General features: G+C 54.8%; 9 protein-coding genes. 8 read left to right on the top strand and 1 reads right to left on the bottom strand.

The features are described from left to right. Positions 1–2 precede the first annotated feature (2 nt). Positions 3–638, top strand: coding sequence for a response regulator transcription factor (locus tag IF654_RS11895; protein WP_094987622.1), 636 nt, complete (start codon positions 3–5; stop codon positions 636–638). Here the strand turns inward: IF654_RS11895 and IF654_RS11890 are convergent. Next, positions 625–2,025: an aminotransferase-like domain-containing protein gene (locus tag IF654_RS11890; protein WP_094987621.1), complete on the bottom strand. Its 1,401-nt coding sequence runs from the start codon at positions 2,023–2,025 to the stop codon at positions 625–627. The genes IF654_RS11895 and IF654_RS11890 overlap by 14 nt on opposite strands. 147 nt (positions 2,026–2,172) lie before the next feature. On the opposite strand from IF654_RS11890, the gene IF654_RS11885 reads away from it, so the two are divergent. The 7 genes from IF654_RS11885 to IF654_RS11855 all read left to right on the top strand — a co-directional run bounded on the left by IF654_RS11885 (position 2,173) and on the right by IF654_RS11855 (position 17,803). Then, on the top strand, positions 2,173–2,805 hold the full coding sequence (locus tag IF654_RS11885; RefSeq protein ID WP_094987620.1) for a LysE family translocator: 633 nt from the start codon (positions 2,173–2,175) through the stop codon (positions 2,803–2,805). 189 nt (positions 2,806–2,994) lie between these two features. Next, positions 2,995–3,840, top strand: a complete 846-nt coding sequence (locus tag IF654_RS11880; protein WP_047276792.1) for a site-specific integrase — start codon at positions 2,995–2,997, stop codon at positions 3,838–3,840. 77 nt (positions 3,841–3,917) lie between these two features. Then, entirely contained in the window at positions 3,918–4,127 is a 210-nt protein-coding gene (locus IF654_RS11875) for a PLDc N-terminal domain-containing protein (protein WP_047274598.1), read from the top strand. Between the two features lie 254 nt (positions 4,128–4,381). Next, the gene (locus IF654_RS11870) at positions 4,382–5,233 is read left to right on the top strand and encodes a hypothetical protein (protein WP_141229989.1); all 852 of its coding nucleotides are present in this window, start codon (positions 4,382–4,384) and stop codon (positions 5,231–5,233) included. A gap of 248 nt (positions 5,234–5,481) precedes the next feature. Further along, positions 5,482–8,421 (top strand): Tc toxin subunit A, encoded by a 2,940-nt coding sequence (locus tag IF654_RS11865; RefSeq protein ID WP_194862436.1) that lies wholly within the window; start codon positions 5,482–5,484, stop codon positions 8,419–8,421. 38 nt (positions 8,422–8,459) lie between these two features. Continuing rightward, positions 8,460–13,295: a Tc toxin subunit A-related protein gene (locus IF654_RS11860; protein ID WP_194862437.1), complete on the top strand. Its 4,836-nt coding sequence runs from the start codon at positions 8,460–8,462 to the stop codon at positions 13,293–13,295. Next, a complete protein-coding gene (locus IF654_RS11855; RefSeq protein ID WP_194862438.1) occupies positions 13,292–17,803 on the top strand; it encodes a SpvB/TcaC N-terminal domain-containing protein in 4,512 nt (1,503 codons plus the stop codon). The genes IF654_RS11860 and IF654_RS11855 overlap by 4 nt, the downstream gene beginning before the upstream one ends. Positions 17,804–17,818 lie beyond the last annotated feature (15 nt).

Below are 17,818 nucleotides of genomic sequence, written 5' to 3'. Positions count from 1 at the left end.
TCATGACAACTTCAATGCAGCCCATGGTGTATGTGGTCGATGACGATCAGGGCATGCTCGATTCCACCGTTTGGCTGCTGGAATCGGTCGGCCTGCACGCGCTGCCGTTCACCAGCGGGCACGCGTTTTTGCAGGCCTGCGACCCGCATCTGAACGCATGCGTGTTGCTGGATGTGCGCATGCCGTCCATGGGCGGACTGCATGTGCAACAAGCCCTTCAGAAGCGTGGCATCACGATGCCCGTGATTTTTGTCAGCGGCCATGCTGACGTACCGATTGTGGTGCGGGCCTTCAAGGCGGGCGCCCATGATTTCATCGAGAAACCGTACAACCAGCAGTTGCTGCTCGACAGCGTGCAGCAAGCGTTGAGTGGCCGCGTCCCGCAACAGGTCGCCGGTCAAGCACTGAGCGATGTGCACGCGCGCCTGAACAGCCTGACCCCCAGGGAACGGGATGTGTTGATGCCTTTGGTCAAGGGCTACACGACCCGTGAAATCGCCGAGTTGCTGGCGGTGAGCGTCAAGACCATCGATCTGTATCGGTCACGGGTGATGAAGCGCATGCGGGCTGACCATTTGCCTGACCTGGTGGGCATGGTGATCGCCGCAGGGTTGGTGGACCCGCTTAACCTGCGTTGAGCAACAGCGCGTTCAGGATGGCCATGACCCGCGAGTCGTCGGTATGGGCCACGTTGAAGCGCAGGCAGCGTGCCAGTTGCGGCCCATAGCCGAACAACGTTCCGGGGGCGAGCACCAAGTCTTGCTTGAGCCCGGCCTGAGCCAGCATTTCGGCATCCTGACCGGGCGGCAACGTGGCCCAGATAAACAGCCCGCCCGCATACGGCACGCTTATGCTCATCCCCGCCTGCTGCAACCCTGCCGTCACCCGTGCACCGGCGCTCATTAGCCCTTGCAGCATACGTTTGCGGTGTTTGTGGTAACTGCCATCGGTGAGCATCGAACACAGCGTCTGCTCCAGCATTTCGCAGGTAATGCCGCCGCACATCAACTTCATGTGGGAGAGGTTGGCGGCCATTTGCGGTGAGGTCACCACGAAGCTGACCCGCAAATTGGCGCTGAGGATTTTGGAGAAGCCGCCGAGGTACGTCACATGTTCCAGCCCCGCCAATGTCGACAAGCGCGGCGGCGGTTCGGGATGCAGATCGCCATACAGGTCATCTTCGATGATGTGGCAGTTGTAGCGTTTGGTCAGTTCCAGCAGCCCGTGGGCCTGAGCGGGTGTAAACGAATGCCCCGTGGGGTTTTGCAGTACGCTGGTCGTCAGGTAAACGCTGGGGCGTTGCTCTTTTAGCAGTGTCTCCAGCGCCTGCAAGTCCAGCCCTTGGGCGGTGCGCTCCAGCGTTACGACACGCGCCCCGTGCAGCGCCAGGTTAGCGTGGAAGTTGAAATAGCAGGGCGTGTCCAGCAACACCGTGGCCCCCGGCCGCAAGCGCAGGCGCAACACCATGTCCAGCGCCTGTACCGTATTGCTGGTGGTAATGATCTGTTCCAGCGCCACGTCCAGCCCCTGTGCCGCGAGCTTTCGCTGCAAAGCCTGACGCAGCGGCAGGTAACCCGCCGGGTCGCCGTAGCCGGTTAACCGCAGCAGCGGGGAGCGGCTGACCGCGCGCACACTGGCACGCAGCGTGCTGGAGTCGAGCCAGTGTTCGGGCAAGTGCCCGCCGCCGGGTCGCAAGGCCGCGCTGGCGCCGATCAGGGACCGCCGCAGCACGCTGGTCAGGTCTTTGGGTAACAGGTCAACCGGCTCGGCAGTCGCAGTGATTGGCGCAGGCGCTACAAAGTACCCGAGGCCCTGACTGGACGTGATGCGAGCTTGGCCGCGCAGGCGGTCCAGCGCCTCGATCAGGGTGAATTTGCTGACGCCCAACACCAGTGTCATTTCGCGCACCGAGGGTAACTTGCTGCCGGGGGCTAGCAATCCCTCATCGATGGCTTGGGTCAGTGCGTTAACGATTTGCTGCACCTTGGGGGTGCCGGGTTGAAACGCGATAGGGGAAATAGGCATGACCACCTCAAACTTTGCCGGTCATGCTACCAGTAAAGACCGGTGAAGTTTGACCTGCCTTTACCTGTCCTCCGGAGGGGTGATTGCACACACTGCCTGGCCGCCCGCGCACGTTCGGGCGATGTGATCAGGGGGGCAAGACGTTTTATGGCTACTCAGTTGACCTACGCTTCATTCGCGTATTTTTTGGTATTTTGCGCGACCATGACCTTCAGTCCCGGCCCCATGACCCTGTTGTTGATGGGCTTTGGCATGCAGGAGGGGCTCAAGCGCTCGATGCCGGTGCAGTTGGGCGCCAGTGCCGCGTATCTGGTATCGATACTGATTTTTGCTGTGGGCTTTGCAGAACTGGTTAAAGGCAATGTGCTAATCAGTCGCGCGATTCAATACATCGGCGTCGCCTATTTGCTGTATCTGGCCTATCGGCAGTGGACCAGTACCGGCATTTCTTTACAGGACGCGCGTACACCCTTGGCCAGCGGGTTTGCGGACCGTTTCGGCAAGGGCCTGCTGACAGGCTTCTCGAACCCGAAAACCATCGTCATGTTCAGTGCGGTGTTTCCGCAATTTGCGGGGCAGGGGGGCGAGACCCGAATGCTGGACGTGGCCGCCCTCGGGTTAGCCTTTTTGTTGCTGCAGTTTGCCAGCGGGTGCCTGTATTGCTACTTCGGACAGCGCATTCGCCGGATCCTGCAAAGCCCGGCGCGGCAACGTCTGTTGCAAAGAGCGACCGCCTTTATGTTGCTGGGTGTGGCAGTCCTGTTGGCGCGAGGATTTTAAGCGACGAGACCCGGTGTCAGAAAAACCCTGTCAATGCGGTATATTGCGGGCTTGTTTCAAACCGTATCGAGATTGGTTTTGTCGACTTCCGAACCCGTAACACCGTTGGTTAACGTCAGCCCCCTGAATGATGTTCAAGCGCCCGTGGTGCTCTACCTTGAACGTCTTGCCCCGTCCAGCCGGCAAACCATGCGCTATGTGCTGCAAGATGCGGCGGACCGTTTGGGCGTTGAAGACGTCACCATCGACGAGTTTCCCTGGCACCAATTGCAGCCTGGGCACATTACCGCACTGGTCGCTGCGTTGCGCGCCGATGGCTACGCGCCGAACACCTCTTCGCTGTACGTGAATGCCATCCGCGGGGTGATGAATCAGGCGTGGCAACAGAGCCTGATCACGCAGGATCATCTGCTGAAAATCCGGGCAGTGAAGGCGGGCGGGGGCACACGCCTGAGCAAGGGGCGTAACTTGCGCCGCACGTTGATTCGGGAACTGATGGACGTTTGCGCCGCCGATCCGCGACCGCAAGGGTTACGTGACGCAGCGATCATCGCCATTTTGTACGGCTCAGGGATGCGCAAATCGGAGTCCGTGAACCTTGAACTGAGCCAGATCAATGTGGCCGAGCGCAGCTTGCAAGTGATGGGCAAGGGGAACAAGGAGTTGATCAAATTCGCGCCGGCGTGGGCGTTTGAAAAACTCGAAGCATGGCTGGCGTTTCGTCGCGCACACCTGCCGGAAGGTGTGGATGACGACGACTTTTTGTTCAATCGCATTCGCCGGGGCAACCACATCACCCGCGAGCGGATTACCAAGCACGCGATCTACTACATTGCCAAACAGCGCGGTAAGCAAGTAGGGGTCAACATCATGCCCCACGACTTCCGTCGCTCCTTTATTACGCGGGTGATTGAAGAATACGACGTCTCCATTGCCCAAAAGTTGGCGCACCACGCCAACATTGCAACCACGGTCAGTTACGACATGCGTGACGATAACGAGCGCCGCAACGCAACAGACCGATTCATCCTCTGAGCAAGCATCAGGGATGAAATTTAGTGAACCCTCATGCGCATCAGCCCCCTAAAGCAGGACTACTTGGGAGGTTGAGCATGCAAATCGAATACATTTGGGTCGCACTTGCAATTGTTGTACTGCTGCTGGAGTTGTGGGCTATCAAAAGCGTCCTCAAGAGCGGGGCTAACGTGAACAGCCGCTGCATGTGGGTTGCGGTATTGATCTTTGTGCCACTGCTGGGACTTGTGGCCTGGTTGATTGCCGGGCCCAAGCAATTGACGAGCGACGGCTCAACACGTTCATGAGCGGGGTACATCGACAGCGTTCTTGCGAAAGGTTATCGCGACCGTTCGTGAACGAATGCGACATCAGGTTCAGGTTGCATGTAAGGGCGGTAGCGATCATCTATTAGAGTCTATTATTATAACTAAACTAAACAACCATTTAGTTTAGTTATAATATTAAAGAATAACAGCGGGGAAGGGTACTGCAAACTTGAATCTCTAGCCTATCGTCAGCGTTAGAATTGTCAGAATTTCACTGCATTTGAGAGATGACCGTGTCTGAAACGCCTAAAGAGCAGATTGATTTCGTTGCCTTAGCGCACGCTTTCACCGAAACAGTTGCCCAAATAGCAAATTTTGCGGTGCCTATCATGAGTGCTTTGGCCGAAGTGATCCCTCAGATTGCGTCCGAGATTCGTGGTGATTGGAAGGAGTATTTAGAAAAGCTGGACGCGCTTCCAGCACAGTCGAAATTAGCCATGACTGTTGCCGCTGATAAGGGATGGTTTTTTGGCTGGTCAACATCTTTAGAGGACTTGATGCCGCTGATTGAGCGTATTACAAGTCTTCCTAATGATGAAATTGATCAGTGCATGGTTGATTACTACCGCGATAATTTTCAGGACTTTGTCGATCGTTTGTTGGCCAATAATCCTTCTAGGTCAACAGCGATTGGTGCTGCGGCAAGAGCTCATACAGAGTTTGGTGCTGATGGATTTTTCCTCTCAACCCCGGTTTTTATTGCGCAGGCTGATGGCTGGCTATCCGAAATTCTTGGCGTTGAATCACCATTGGGTATGAAGCGAGACGTCAAAGGTGAACCTAAAGTCCGCTCTACAACGGCAGGTCATCTGCTCAAGCAAAGGTTTGAATCTGACCAAGAGTCGCTAGATCTTCTGCATCCGGTTTTCACGCTTCATGAGTCTGACTTTCTTAAAGGCTCTACAGCCCGAAGCCAGTCATCCAGTTCCGGTGCAGCCTTTACGGCCCTGAATCGTCATCAGGTGATGCACGGAGAGTGTTCTGACTACGGAACTGAAGTGAACAGCTTGAAAGCATTTTCATTCCTGGTTTTTGTAGGCTTGCACCTGCAATCGATCTGGGCTGATCAGAATCTGCTTAAGTGAGCTTCAAATCTGACCAGCAGAGCCCCCCAAGCCCGCATAGGAAGGTACGCATAATGTATATTATGTTAAATAGCGTATAGCAATCTGTGGCTCGCTTTACCGTTTCCTGCTGCTGTGCGTGCTTTGCGTGTCATTGTCCTTCTGCGCGGCCTTACACGACTCTGTTTATCCTGCCTGTTCCCTTACTCATTCAACGATCAGTCTTAACCGATCAAACGGTACGGTCTGACCGAGGCCAGCATTTGCCGATGTTAGCTTCGGAACGCCCTGCGGATTCCCTGCATGGCGTTCTGGAATTTATTGATATGTCGCAAATAATTGCTCCTGCGCTAAACAACTCGCCAACTGATTTAGTGCTCTCACTGGCGGCTATTGCAGATTCTTCGATGAGTGGCATGGAGAACTTCAATAAAAAGATGGTCGATGCCCAACTGTTCTCTGTCTTCGACATTGCGCGTGTTTCCAAAAAAGAGTTTTGCAATATTCTGACGGAGTTCACGGCTGAGGAAATGGCTGGAAAAATCTACGATCAAGCGCTGAGCTATGCAGTGCAACTTGAAATTCTCCACCGCCAGCAAAACGATTCGCTGACTGAAGATCAGCGTGTCAAACGCCAAATGTCAGCTCAATCTGCCAAAGGTGCTACTTACTGCTCACTGTTTCCTCAGGAATCGAATCAGGTATGTGCCCCGCAGTCCTTGGCGGCCATGGATTCGCCTGTGGCGTATCTGCGAGCCTTGTACCTGTTTGCCCTGCAATTGGAAAAGACCGGTACGGGAAACCAAACCAAAAAAACACTTTCTACACGCCGTGCCTCTTTAGAGAATCTGAAGATTGATGCGAACGCTGTGTACGCGCAAACCCCGCTGTTGAATATCATCAATGAGTTACTCCATGAGGGCATAACCAAAGCGTTGCGTGACAATAAGGACATATACAGCAATGCCACTGTTGAATACGTGTTAAAAACACATTGTTATCCTTTGCAACTGCCCTTCTATCTTCCTTATGAACAGTGTGTTTCAGCGCTCGGGGCTCACCACTTAAAACTGGGTGAGTTAAATTACAAAATCAGCCTGGCACTGCCGGTTACTCAACAGCCCAGTACCGCCTACGGCAAGGTTCAACAGGAAAGTTATGAAGCGCAACGCTTGCTGGCTCACCTCGGGCCTCATCAACAGGTATTGATAACCGATAATAAAGATCTCGGTGCAACCGCGAAGGAAAAAGATGCGTTCGCAAAAAAAGTCCTTGGGAGCACGTATGAATCTTTAAAGACACCCTCATGGTTTATGGAAAGTACAGATCTTAATGACGAGCACATGCAAGTGCTATTCTCGCTGGGTAAGTACCTTCCAGTTCAATCGACACAGTTACCCGGTAAACAGTCGGATGTTCATGCAGAGCTGAAACTGCCCACGATTAAAAAAGTGGGGAATGTCGCCACTTTGGATTTTGATAAACCTGAGCAGCTCGACCTGGCGCAACGCATCATTCGATTGCAGCGCTGGATGAAATGCTCATTCAACGACGTCAAGCATTTTGTCTACAGCGTCAAACAGGCAGACCTGGAAAACGATAAGGTCATGCTCAATGACAATACGCTACGAGCCTTGGGCGTGTACCGCTACCTTGAACAACACTACACGCTGTCGATTGAAGAGTTTTCGGCACTCCTGCATCACCTGCCCGTCCATCAATCTGGCACCACGCGTTCGTTGTATGACCGGGTTTATAACCGTAAAGAGGCATTCAACGTTTCATTTAAACTCGATGGCAGCGCTTTCACACCTGACTCGCAAGATGATGCGTCACTGGAAGTGGTCTATCTGATATGTGCAAGCTTGGGTGTCCCTAATACGCGTGATGCTTTCGGGGTCATGGCCGCTCAGCTACACAAATATGGCCCAGAAACAAAAAAGGACGTGGCCACCTTTAGTGCTTTTTATCGGCAAGTTCGGATTGCTCGTCTGTTCAATCTATCATTGGCAGAAATGTATCAGCTTGCAGAGTTGTTGGGGGGTAAGGATTACAGCAAACAGCTAGTGACCCCTTCTTTAAGAATGAGCGGCAGCAATACACCGCCTGACTTTCTGGATGTGTTGATGCAAATGGAGTGGGCCGTCCAATGGTTTAACAGTGCCGCCATTCGTCTTTCAACCATTCGACGTCAGCTCTTGCTGGATGACATGGATCCGGATGGCGAGTTGCAAGAAAAGTTGAGCACATTTGAAAAGCTGCTTGCTGAGACTGAACGTTATGTCTTGGTCGACGCTGATTTTTCTCAACTGACAACGCAAGGTGCACTTCAGCTGGAACTGTTGAAATTCACCAAAGGTCACGTATTGATTAAAACGATTTTAAAGGTCCATCCGCTACTTCCTGAAACACCTGATTTACCCAAGCTGAACAGCGCGCTCAAGAAGTTGGTCAAGGCCTACATCAGCCCTTCTGCTCTTGAAAAAATTCAAGATGAAACGGTTTCAGAGATGGCGTCGTTACTGGCACCCTATCTGGATACCGCTTATAAACGATTGTTGCCCTGGAAAGCGGCCTTGCTGGACGTATTTCCACAGGGCGGTACGGCTGCTGAACCTGCCTCGGTCCAAGAAAAGAGAATCAAACATATCGTTCACGGCATAACGGTTGCGCTGGGGAATCAAGACAGCAGGCGATTGTTGAAGAATAATATGCTGGCTGTGCCCAATGCAGCTGCATCGTTGAAACTGCCCATTAGCCAAGCTGCTCTGCAGACATTTATCAACCATCCGCATTGGCTCGATTCACGCAGCCTGCCTGAAGGCTTTTTAAAGTTGTCGCTGAATACGCTTTACTTAATGACGCAGTTTCAGTTGATGCTGGTCGCCTACCGTGTGAGTGAAGCCAGTCTTTTTAATTACTTGGCGCAGGTCAATCGTGTCGAGTCCCTCAATGATGACCAGATGGCCATGTTGCTAGGCCGGCTACTGGGCTGGGACGCGGGTGAAATAAAGGTGCTGTTGGAAAATGTACCTTTCACGCGCGTCAAGTCGATCGCTCAACTTGACTGGGTTGTACGCTGCCATCAAACATCTCATAAAACAGGCCTTCCGGCATCGCTGATATTGGCGGCAACAAATCTGAATTCTGATATATCGGGACCTCAATGGAAACAGGTCGGTGAGGCGCTGATTGCGGCGTCTGTCTAAATAGTCTCGTTCAACAATATTGAGCACAAGGAATTATCATGTCGTCATTACTCAGTCAGCAAGTGAACGAAACATTCCGCGATGCGCTTCTGGCATTTTATTTGTACACCTTCGATCCTCTTAAAACAGATAAAGCCCCCATCGAGTCGGCCCCCCGCTCCACCCCTGAAGATTTATACAACTATTGGCTGCTGGATGTTCAAGTCAGTCAGGCGGTCATGACCAGTCGCGTTTCAAGTGCGATCAACAGCCTTCAGCAATACATCAATAACATCGCGTTGGGTTTCGAACCGGGGTACGAACAGGTCGGGATGAACGATGCACAGAAGTCCACTTGGGATAACAGCCTTCATTCCTACTCCCTTTGGCACGCGCATCAACAATTGCGTCATTTTCCTGCCAATTACATTAGCCCTCACCTGCGTATTGACAAGACCGACAGCTTTCAACAGTTAGAAAGCGATATTAGCCAAACCAACTTGCAACCCGGCCATATTAATGCCGCGGTCAACCGCTATCTGGGGCGGTTTGAGGAGTTGGCACAGATTCGCACGGTCAATGGTTACGTGGACGGTGACGCCAACAGTATGGCTCAGAGCCGCTATTATCTGGTTGGCAAGTCCAACGGGGAAAATGCTTTTTATTGGCGTTCCTTGGACCTGGCTAAACAAAATGGTGCCGGCTCTACCGGTGCCAACCCATCCGCCATGGACGCCTCAGCGCCCACTGCATGGTCAGATTGGCGAAAGCTCCCCATCCCCGCCTCCTATGACATTCCGGACCAAAGCATTCGTCCGGTGTATTTCAACGATCGCTTGTTCGTGGTCTGGGCGCAATGCAGTCAACCCCTGTCTGCTCTTGATGAGGCTGGCACTCCCGCCGAAGGATTGGATATTTTTAATCCCGAGCATATGCAGCACTTCATCAAACGCTACCCCCGCCTTCGCCTCTATTACTCGTTCTTGAAACTGGACGGCAGCTGGAGTTGCCCGCAGATCTGTATCGATGAGTACGCAACCAGCCGATGGTTGCAGAAGCTCTCGATGCAAGACATAAAATCCACGATTACCACGGTTGCAATGGTGGACCCGCACACCGCTCCGCCCTCCTTGTTTTTTGGCTTGGTCGCCGATACCGAACCTTATGCAGATACCTTTCCATTGGTGAAAGGGAAAAATTTCGATTTCTCTCATGCTGTGCGTCTGGACAGTAAACTCAATGTAACGTTGCTGCTGTCAAAGGATTCATTAAACAGTTTTTTCTCGATTGTTCAGGGCGATGCACCCACTCAAGCCAGTCGTCACTTGGATATTTTTGCAGGTCATAACCGGTTCAAATTTAATTTTGTGGCACCCAGCATAAATGCCGTTGATGTGGCGATACATAAAAAGGAGATGCCGCATAAGGGCTCTGACAGGTGGGACTATCAAGGCACCCAACGCTATATTCAAGACCCTAAGCCAGGCAGTGCAAAGTTCAATAAAACCACCTCCAGCCTTGAGCTCTCAACACACACCGCACTGAGTTTTCCGTCATTCAAAAGTGTAGAGCTTGTTGTTCAACAGGACGGTTTTTGGTTGTTCATGCGGTTAACGGTTGAATCACCTGAGAATGCCCGCAGTGACAGTATCGTGCTCAAGAGTGACTCCTACTTGAATTTGAAGCACCCCCGTTCGACACGTCTGCTCAAGGATTACACAAGCATTGAGCTGACCTGCAATAAAACGAACACAGTGTTCAAGGATTTTTTAACATCCGCCACGGCATCGCAAAACCCAACGAAGCCGGCGCCGTTCCAATATTTTGGACAGCCTCAATATTCGGAAAACCACATCCTCGACGGTGTCATGGTCTCCACTGAGTTGTTTAATTATTTATTTCATACTCAGAACACAACGTATTCGGCCAAACTCAAGGTTGAAGAGTCCAGCCAAGCCGCTGGCCTGCTACCCCAAGAAAATGAACTGCTGCTGGAGCGTATCAAGATCACCCGCTTTCAGCGTATCTACAAACAGGTGGTGATGACCTTGCCACCGCATGATAAAGAAGTAGAGGTTATTTACCCCTCGCATGTTCATATTACCAATACCCACCTGATAGGCGAAAGCCATGTCATGCGGCGAAACCTGGTAGGCGGGAAATTTGAACTGCCCGCAGGCCGAACGTTCATCACATCACTTAATATCACTGCCGAACAACTGCCAGACTACATAAGCCAGAAAAAGAAACTTCCCATTGTGCATGGCGTTCTGATACGAGAACAAAATATAGATGACATGAGGTTCAATATACTCGGGTATGCCCTCAAGGCTTTTGAGATTGTATTGAACGAAAATAACACGGCGGATATAACCAAGGGGCCTTGCATTACGCGCCTCTCTTCAGCACCGAGTGGTACGGCGGAATTCATAGATTTCAGCGACTCATCCATTGCTCAATTAAATGCCTCTCCCGGGGCATTCCGGGCGCCGATACGACTTAATACGACACTCGGGGGCGCACTCACCCAGGTCGCATCCGCCGACATGTCCGCGCTCTTTGCGTTATCTCACACCCACCGTGAGCCGCCACTGACCTCAAGTGCCGGGCTTGCTCCCCTCGACTTTCAGGGGGCGTACGGGAAATACCTGTGGGAGTTGTTTTTGTACATGCCGTGGCTGATTGCCCATCGGTTCAATCTGGAGCAACGCTACGCGGAAGCCGAAACCTGGCTCAAGTACTTGTTCGACCCAGCCCGCAAACACTCACAGGTATCCCCCGATCAACCCTATTGGGGGCTCTCAGCACTTAATTCAGACAGCGCGCATATGGGCTACCTGCACGATAACCCTGATGACCCCAATCAGATTGCACTCAGTGCCCCGGTGCATTTCAAACGTGCACTCTATGCCCTGTATGTCGATATTTTGCTTAATCGAGGGGATGCGGCGTACCGTCAAACCACCTCAGAGAGCCTTAACGAGGCCAAGCTATGGTACGTGCGTGCTCAGTCATTATTGGGCCCTGAGCCTTCTGTTCAGGTCGTTGATCCGTGGGCCTCTACCACGCTTGGCGATCTGACCCGTCATATCGACGACACATTGCGCGCGACTGAACGCAAAATGGAGCGTGCTGAATTTGACAAGCTGTCATCGGCTGATCACTCAAAACTGGCGCGGGCCATCCATCGGGTCAGCGACTCGCAGTTGCTATGTGTCCCCCCGGACAAGGCCATGTTGGCCCGTTGGGAAAAAGTGCAATCACGGTTATTTAATCTGCGAAATCATTTGGATCTCACCGGTAAACCCCTGCGTGTCCCGTTATATGCCCCACCCGCCTCCCCTCGCCAATTGCTTAACCTCTATGCCAGCCCACGCATGGCCGGGGACGCTTCCTCGGTGCGTCGTCAACCTGCCCACGTGGGGCACTACCGATTCCAGACGGTTCACGCACTGGCGATGGTGGCGGTCGAAAACGTCGTGCAGTTTGGTAATGCCCTGTTGTCGATCATTGAGCGTCAGGATCAGAGTGAACACCTGCAATTGCAGCAGCAACAGGTGTGGCAACTTGCGGGGTTGTCACTTGAGCAACAAGCCCAGAGCCGGATTATCGATGAGAAAAATCAGGATGCCTTGATGGCAGGTCAGCGTATCGTTGAGGGCCGCATCGCGCACCTGGAGCATTTGATCAAAGAAGGCGTAAACGCCAACGAACAAGAGGCCACCCAGGAGCTTCAACGCAGTACCGCCCTGGACACCGTGGCCTATGGGCTACAAGCGGCGGCTGGACTGGCCATGTTGGTTCCCAATATTTTCGGTACGTCCACCGGCGGCTGGAGACTAGAGGGAGGGTTCTATGCCACCCAGGCGGGCATTCAGCTGCTTGCCAATGAAAAGCGCTCCAATGCCAACCATCTGGACCGCAACGAGGCGTTCAATCGACGCAATCAGGAATGGGAGCATGCACTGGGGCAATCGCGCCTTGAACTGGAGCACGTCAAGAAGCAAGTTCAAGTCTTGCGCGAACAGGCCAACAACACGCGCTTGCAACATCAATCCGCCGAAACCGCGCTTACTCAAGCCAAGTTGATGTTTGATTTGTTGGAGAAGCGCTTCACCACGCCTCAGCTGTACCAATGGCTGAGTACGCAGCTTTCTGCGTTTTATCTGCACGCGTATGACATGGCCCTTTCGCTGTGCCTCGACGCACAGGCCTGTTGGCACTATGAGCGCGCAGCATCCGACCGCACCTTTGTCCACGCCAGCCAGTGGAGCAGTTATCGCCAGGGCCTGACAGCCGGTGAAGGGCTCAAGCTCAGCCTGATGAACATGCAAGTGGCTTACCTGCAACACAATGCGCGGCCCATGGAAATCACCAAAACAGTGTCGCTCAGAAACCTGAAGGCCAAAGACCCGAATGCCACTCGAAACACCTCTTGGGACGACATGAGCGCAACACTCCAGCGCACAGGTTCCGTTGAGTTTGAACTCACCAAGGCGCTGTTTGACGCTGACTACCCGGACCATTATTTGCGCCGCATCAAAAGCATCAGTGTCACCTTGCCAGCGACGCTCGGCCCTTATGAAGACATTCGCGCCACCCTGACGCAAACCAATCACACCATCCATACCGCAGAGAAAGGTGAATTCGACTATTCGAGCCACCGTGTCAACGAACATATCGCGCTCTCAACCGGACTGAATGACAGCGGGTTATTCACGCTTAATTTCGAAGGGGATGATCGCTACTTGCCCTTTGAGTACACGGGTGCAGTGTCTGGCTGGAAGTTGTCATTCCCCAACCCCGCTGCGCAGTCGGCCATGCTGAGCAGCCTGTCTGACATCATTATTCATGTGCGCTATACCGCTAAACAGTTGGGGGGGCATGCAGGATGACGCAGCCCCAACAAAACGCTGCTGAGGTCTTTACGCCTTCCCTGCCCAAAGGCGGCGGTGCCATCCACAGCATTGGCACCGGATGGGGGGCCATCGGGATGACGGGTGAGGCTTCTTTTAGTATTCCACTGCCGATTTCAACTGGACGCGGTTTCACACCGTCGTTGAGTTTGAACTACAGCAGCACATTGGGTAACGGGCCTTTTGGCATTGGCTGGACCGCTGCCCCCGGCAGTATCCGCCGCGACACCCAAAATGGCGTGCCCCTCTATACCGACGCCGACGGGTTTATCGGCCCGTCAGGGGTGGAGCTGCGGCCCCGGAGAAACGCACAAGGGGTGATCGAGACCACGACCACGGCTCAGTTCAATGAGGTTCAACTCGACGCGACGTACACGGTGACCCGTTACTTTCCGCGCGTTGAGTCATCCTTTGACCGTTATGAGCACTGGGCGTCGAGTCATGATCCGGGTGGTTTTTGGTTGGTCCAGGGCGCAGACGGCACCTTGCATCTCTTCGGTAAAACACAGGCGGCACGTTGCACCGACCCTGAGGTTCAACAGCATGTTGCGCAGTGGCTGCTGGAAGAAAGCCTCACCCCGCTGGGCGAACAGATCTATTACCACTACACGCGAGAGCGGGCTGAGCCACCCGTTGCGCCGGCTCGCGACTGCCGTGCGCAACGTTATTTGCAACGCATTTGTTACGGCAATCGCCAGCATCAGCCCCAGTTGGCCTTATGGACAACGACGTCGCCGCCGGTCAAACAATGGCATTTCGAGTTGGTATTCGATTACGGCGAACGCCCTCTCGATTTCAGTCAGGCACCGTCTTATGCGCCCCAACAGGAATGGGACGCGCGGCCCGATCCGTTTTTCACCTATGCCTATGGTTTCGAATGGGGCAGTCAGCGCCTGTGCCAGCAGATCCTGATGTTTCATTACTTCCCTGATGAGGCGGCCTTGGGCCCGGAGCCGGTGGCGGTTCGTCGATTGCTCCTTGAGTATGTAACCACTGAACACCGTGGGCGTTTGCTCAACGCTGTGCACAGTCAGGCGTTCGAGCGGTCAGGCAGCGCCCGTTACTGGCCACCGGTCGAGTTCACGTACAGCGCGTTCACCCTGGACCCCCAATCGGGGCAGTTCGCGCCTTTTGCCGCGCTGCAAGGCCCCGGCGATGGCAAGGATTATCAGTTGGTGGACCTGTACAGCGACGGCATGCCGGGGGTGTTGTACAGCCAGAATCGCTCATGGCATTACCGTGAGCCTGTCAGAGACCCCGTTAGCCCTCAGCCGAACGCGGTTCAGTACGGGCCCTTACGCACGTTGCCGCAGATGCCGATTGCCACGGACCGCGAGTCATTGCGCCAGACATTGGCAGATCTCAATGGCGACGGTCAGCTGGAATGGATCATCGCCCAGCCCGCCATGAGCGGCTTTTTCACCCTGAACGCACGACGACGCTGGTCCAGCTTCGCCTCATTTGCCGCGCTGCCGGTCGAGTTTTTCCACCCCCAGGGGCAACTGGCCGACTTGATCGGCAATGGCGCTCCCGACCTGGCGTTGATCGGCCCGCGCAGTGTCCGGCTCTACCTGAATCAGGCCGAGGATGGCTTTGAATCGGGGCGGGATGTCGCGCATGTGCCGGATGACGACGCCTTGCCCTCACTGAGCCGTTCCAGCCGCACCGAAGTGGTGGCCTTCAGCGATATGCTGGGCAGTGGTCAGCAGCATCTGATCCGCATTCGCCACAATGAAATCAAATGCTGGCCGAATCTGGGCCATGGACGTTTCGGCAAGGGGTTTGTCTTTGCGACCCTGCCCTTCAGTTATGCCGAGTTCGATGCTGCACGGGTCCTGCTCGCAGACATTGACGGTTCAGGTGCCACCGACCTGGTGTACCTGGAGCCTGCCCATGCGCTGATTTTCATGAACCTGTTCGGTACGGGGCTGGTGGTTACACCTGTTCGATTGCCCTGGCCCCAGAACCTGATGTACGACAACGCCTGCACGGTCAGTGTCGCGGACCTTCAGGGGCTGGGCTGTACCAGCCTGATCGTGTCAATGCCCCATGCGACGCCCCAACATTGGCGCTATGACTTCGTCAGCGCCAAGCCGTATTTGCTCGTTGGCACGGACAACAACATGGGCGCCAGGGGGCTGCTGACATACCGCAGCAGCGCTCAAGAATGGCTGGATGAGAAACAACAGCGTGCTCGTGAGGGCCGACCTCCCATCTGCGGTGTGCCGATCCCCCTGCACGTTGTGACGGAGCAACAGCACATCGACGCCATCACAGGCAATCGTCTGACCCGCCGCTTTAAGTACCGCGAAGGGTTCTATAACGGTAATGAGCGTAAATTTCAGGGGTTCGGGTTATTGCTTGAAACAGATTCGGATATCTCGGGCAGTGACACGGCCACTGCGGCCCACACTCAAGCCGTGCTGCGCAAAACGTGGTTCCACACCGGCAAGGGCACCGACATGGTGCGCCGCGACTACTTCGACCTCGATCCGCTTGCTCAGCCTCTGGGCTATACGCTTGTCAGCCGCCTGCTGCCCGGCCAGACAGATGACACGCTGCTGGTCGCAACCGACATCGCGCCGTTGCTCAAGGACATCAACCATGCGCTGACGGGCACGCAGGTGCGTCAGGAGGTGTACGCGGCGCGGGATCCGGCGGCCAGCGCGGTGCCTTATTCGGTCAGCCAGCAACGTTATCTGGTGCGCCAGGTAAACGGGCGCGCCTCCATGCTGCCCCTGCCCGTGGAGTCCATCAGTTATCGCTATGAACGCGAACGGGACGACCCGGCCTGCCAACACAGCATCCATTTGCGCTGGGATGCGTATGGCAGCCTGACCCATGGTGTGACGGTCTATTACGCGCGCCGCAAAACCCCGGACGATCCGTCCCCGTTCACCGATCCTTATCAGACTCAGTGGTGGCAAGACACCCATGATGCGTCGCAGCAGTCGTTTTACCTGACGGAGTCACTGGCGCAGTTCATACACCTTGACCAACCCCAACGGTGGCGCCTGCGTGTGCCGTATCGCCAGCGCACCAACGCCCTGGTGTTGGCCAAAGGCAGTGCTGCGAACAGGCTGTCTTCGGAGCGAATCCGTTACGAGACGTTTATCGATCAAGGCAGCGAGGGGCCTTTGAACCCGCAGGCACCACGCACACTGAGCGGTTTGTCGGTGCAGCATTATCACAACGTGCAAACGGCCTTGCCGTACCCCGCGGGCACGGCTGACTTTCTGGCCCTGGTGGATCACGTTGAAACCGCCGAGCTGGACGACGAGGCACTCAAGGCCTATGAGCACCTTCCGACGTTGCCGGGTGCCGGTGCTTTTGATCTGACTCACGCGCTCACCGAGGCGCATTACCATCGCGCCGAACTGTTTTTGCCGGACAACAACAGTGCGGTAACGCTGTGGTCGATCAGGAAAAACTTCACGCTGTATCACCCGGCCCACGGTTTTTACCGTGCCTACGGGGTACGTCCGACCGAGAGTCACGGGGTCACCACACTTGAGCATGATCGGTACGCGTGCCAGATTGTTTCGGTCAAGACGCCCGATGGCTGCCGCACCACAGCCCAGTACGATTACCGACTGCAATTGCCCGTCCTGATTACCGACCCGCAAGGCACTCAACAGCAAGCCCGGTACGATGCCTTCGGACAGTTGCAGGTCAACAGTTATTTTGGCCGGGAGTTGGGTCAACCCGTGGGGTTTAACCCGTTGTCGGACTACCGCCGACCGGCTGACGACAGCCCGGAGTACGCCATCGGGCATCCTCAACAGGCTCTGCAACAGGCCGCCAGCGCCAGCTTCTACACGCCCTTCAGCTGGATGGGGCAGATTGCACAGGCCGCACTTCGCCCTGAGTGGATCACTCAAGGTTACGTGCTGCCCAACGGGTATATTCGCGCCAGCGCACAGGCGGCCACGCTTGACCTTGAAGAGCCGCACCAATTGCAATTGAGCCAGTTGATGCAGGCAGCGCACCGTGAGCCTGTACACGCCGTGGTCTTACAAGCCGACCGCTACCCTTCCCCTACCGATGAATACCAACCCCTGATCCGCATCAGCCTGACGTGCAGTGACGGGTTTGGACGCACGTTGCAGAGCAAACAACTGGCCCCAGGCGGGATGGCCTACACGATTGGGAGCGACGGCACGCTGAACCTGGACCCGGACGGCAAGCCGATCAGCCACTACAGCGAAACCCGTTGGCGTGTCAGTAGCCGGGTCGAGTACAACAACCAGGGCCTGGCCATTCGCAACTACCGCCCTTACTTCGCCAATCATCATCATTACATCAATGATGCGTCCCTGCGTTTAAGTGCCTACAGCGATCAGGTGTTCTATGACGCACTGGGGCGACCCACCCACACCCTCAATGCGCGGGGCGACCTGAGCCGCCACACGTATTGCACCTGGTACACCATCAGCGAGGATGAAAACGATACACACGGGCTGGACCACAACTTGCCTGCGGCTTGACCGGCGTTAAGGCAC

The organism is Pseudomonas lundensis (assembly GCF_015377145.2).
GTDB classification, from domain to species: Bacteria; Pseudomonadota; Gammaproteobacteria; order Pseudomonadales; family Pseudomonadaceae; genus Aquipseudomonas; species Aquipseudomonas lundensis.
Note: the sequence above shows the minus strand (reverse complement) of the source record. Positions and strands in the feature narration are given on the sequence as shown.

What these genes read in the sequence shown, in the direction of transcription:
- IF654_RS11895 (WP_094987622.1), top strand. Translation starts at nt 3, where the DNA reads ATGACAACTTCAATGCAGCCCATGGTGTATGTGGTCGATGACGATCAG.
- IF654_RS11890 (WP_094987621.1), bottom strand. Translation starts at nt 2,025, where the DNA reads ATGCCTATTTCCCCTATCGCGTTTCAACCCGGCACCCCCAAGGTGCAG.
- IF654_RS11885 (WP_094987620.1), top strand. Translation starts at nt 2,173, where the DNA reads ATGGCTACTCAGTTGACCTACGCTTCATTCGCGTATTTTTTGGTATTT.
- IF654_RS11880 (WP_047276792.1), top strand. Translation starts at nt 2,995, where the DNA reads ATGCGCTATGTGCTGCAAGATGCGGCGGACCGTTTGGGCGTTGAAGAC.
- IF654_RS11875 (WP_047274598.1), top strand. Translation starts at nt 3,918, where the DNA reads ATGCAAATCGAATACATTTGGGTCGCACTTGCAATTGTTGTACTGCTG.
- IF654_RS11865 (WP_194862436.1), top strand. Translation starts at nt 5,482, where the DNA reads ATGTTAGCTTCGGAACGCCCTGCGGATTCCCTGCATGGCGTTCTGGAA.
- IF654_RS11860 (WP_194862437.1), top strand. Translation starts at nt 8,460, where the DNA reads ATGTCGTCATTACTCAGTCAGCAAGTGAACGAAACATTCCGCGATGCG.
- IF654_RS11855 (WP_194862438.1), top strand. Translation starts at nt 13,292, where the DNA reads ATGACGCAGCCCCAACAAAACGCTGCTGAGGTCTTTACGCCTTCCCTG.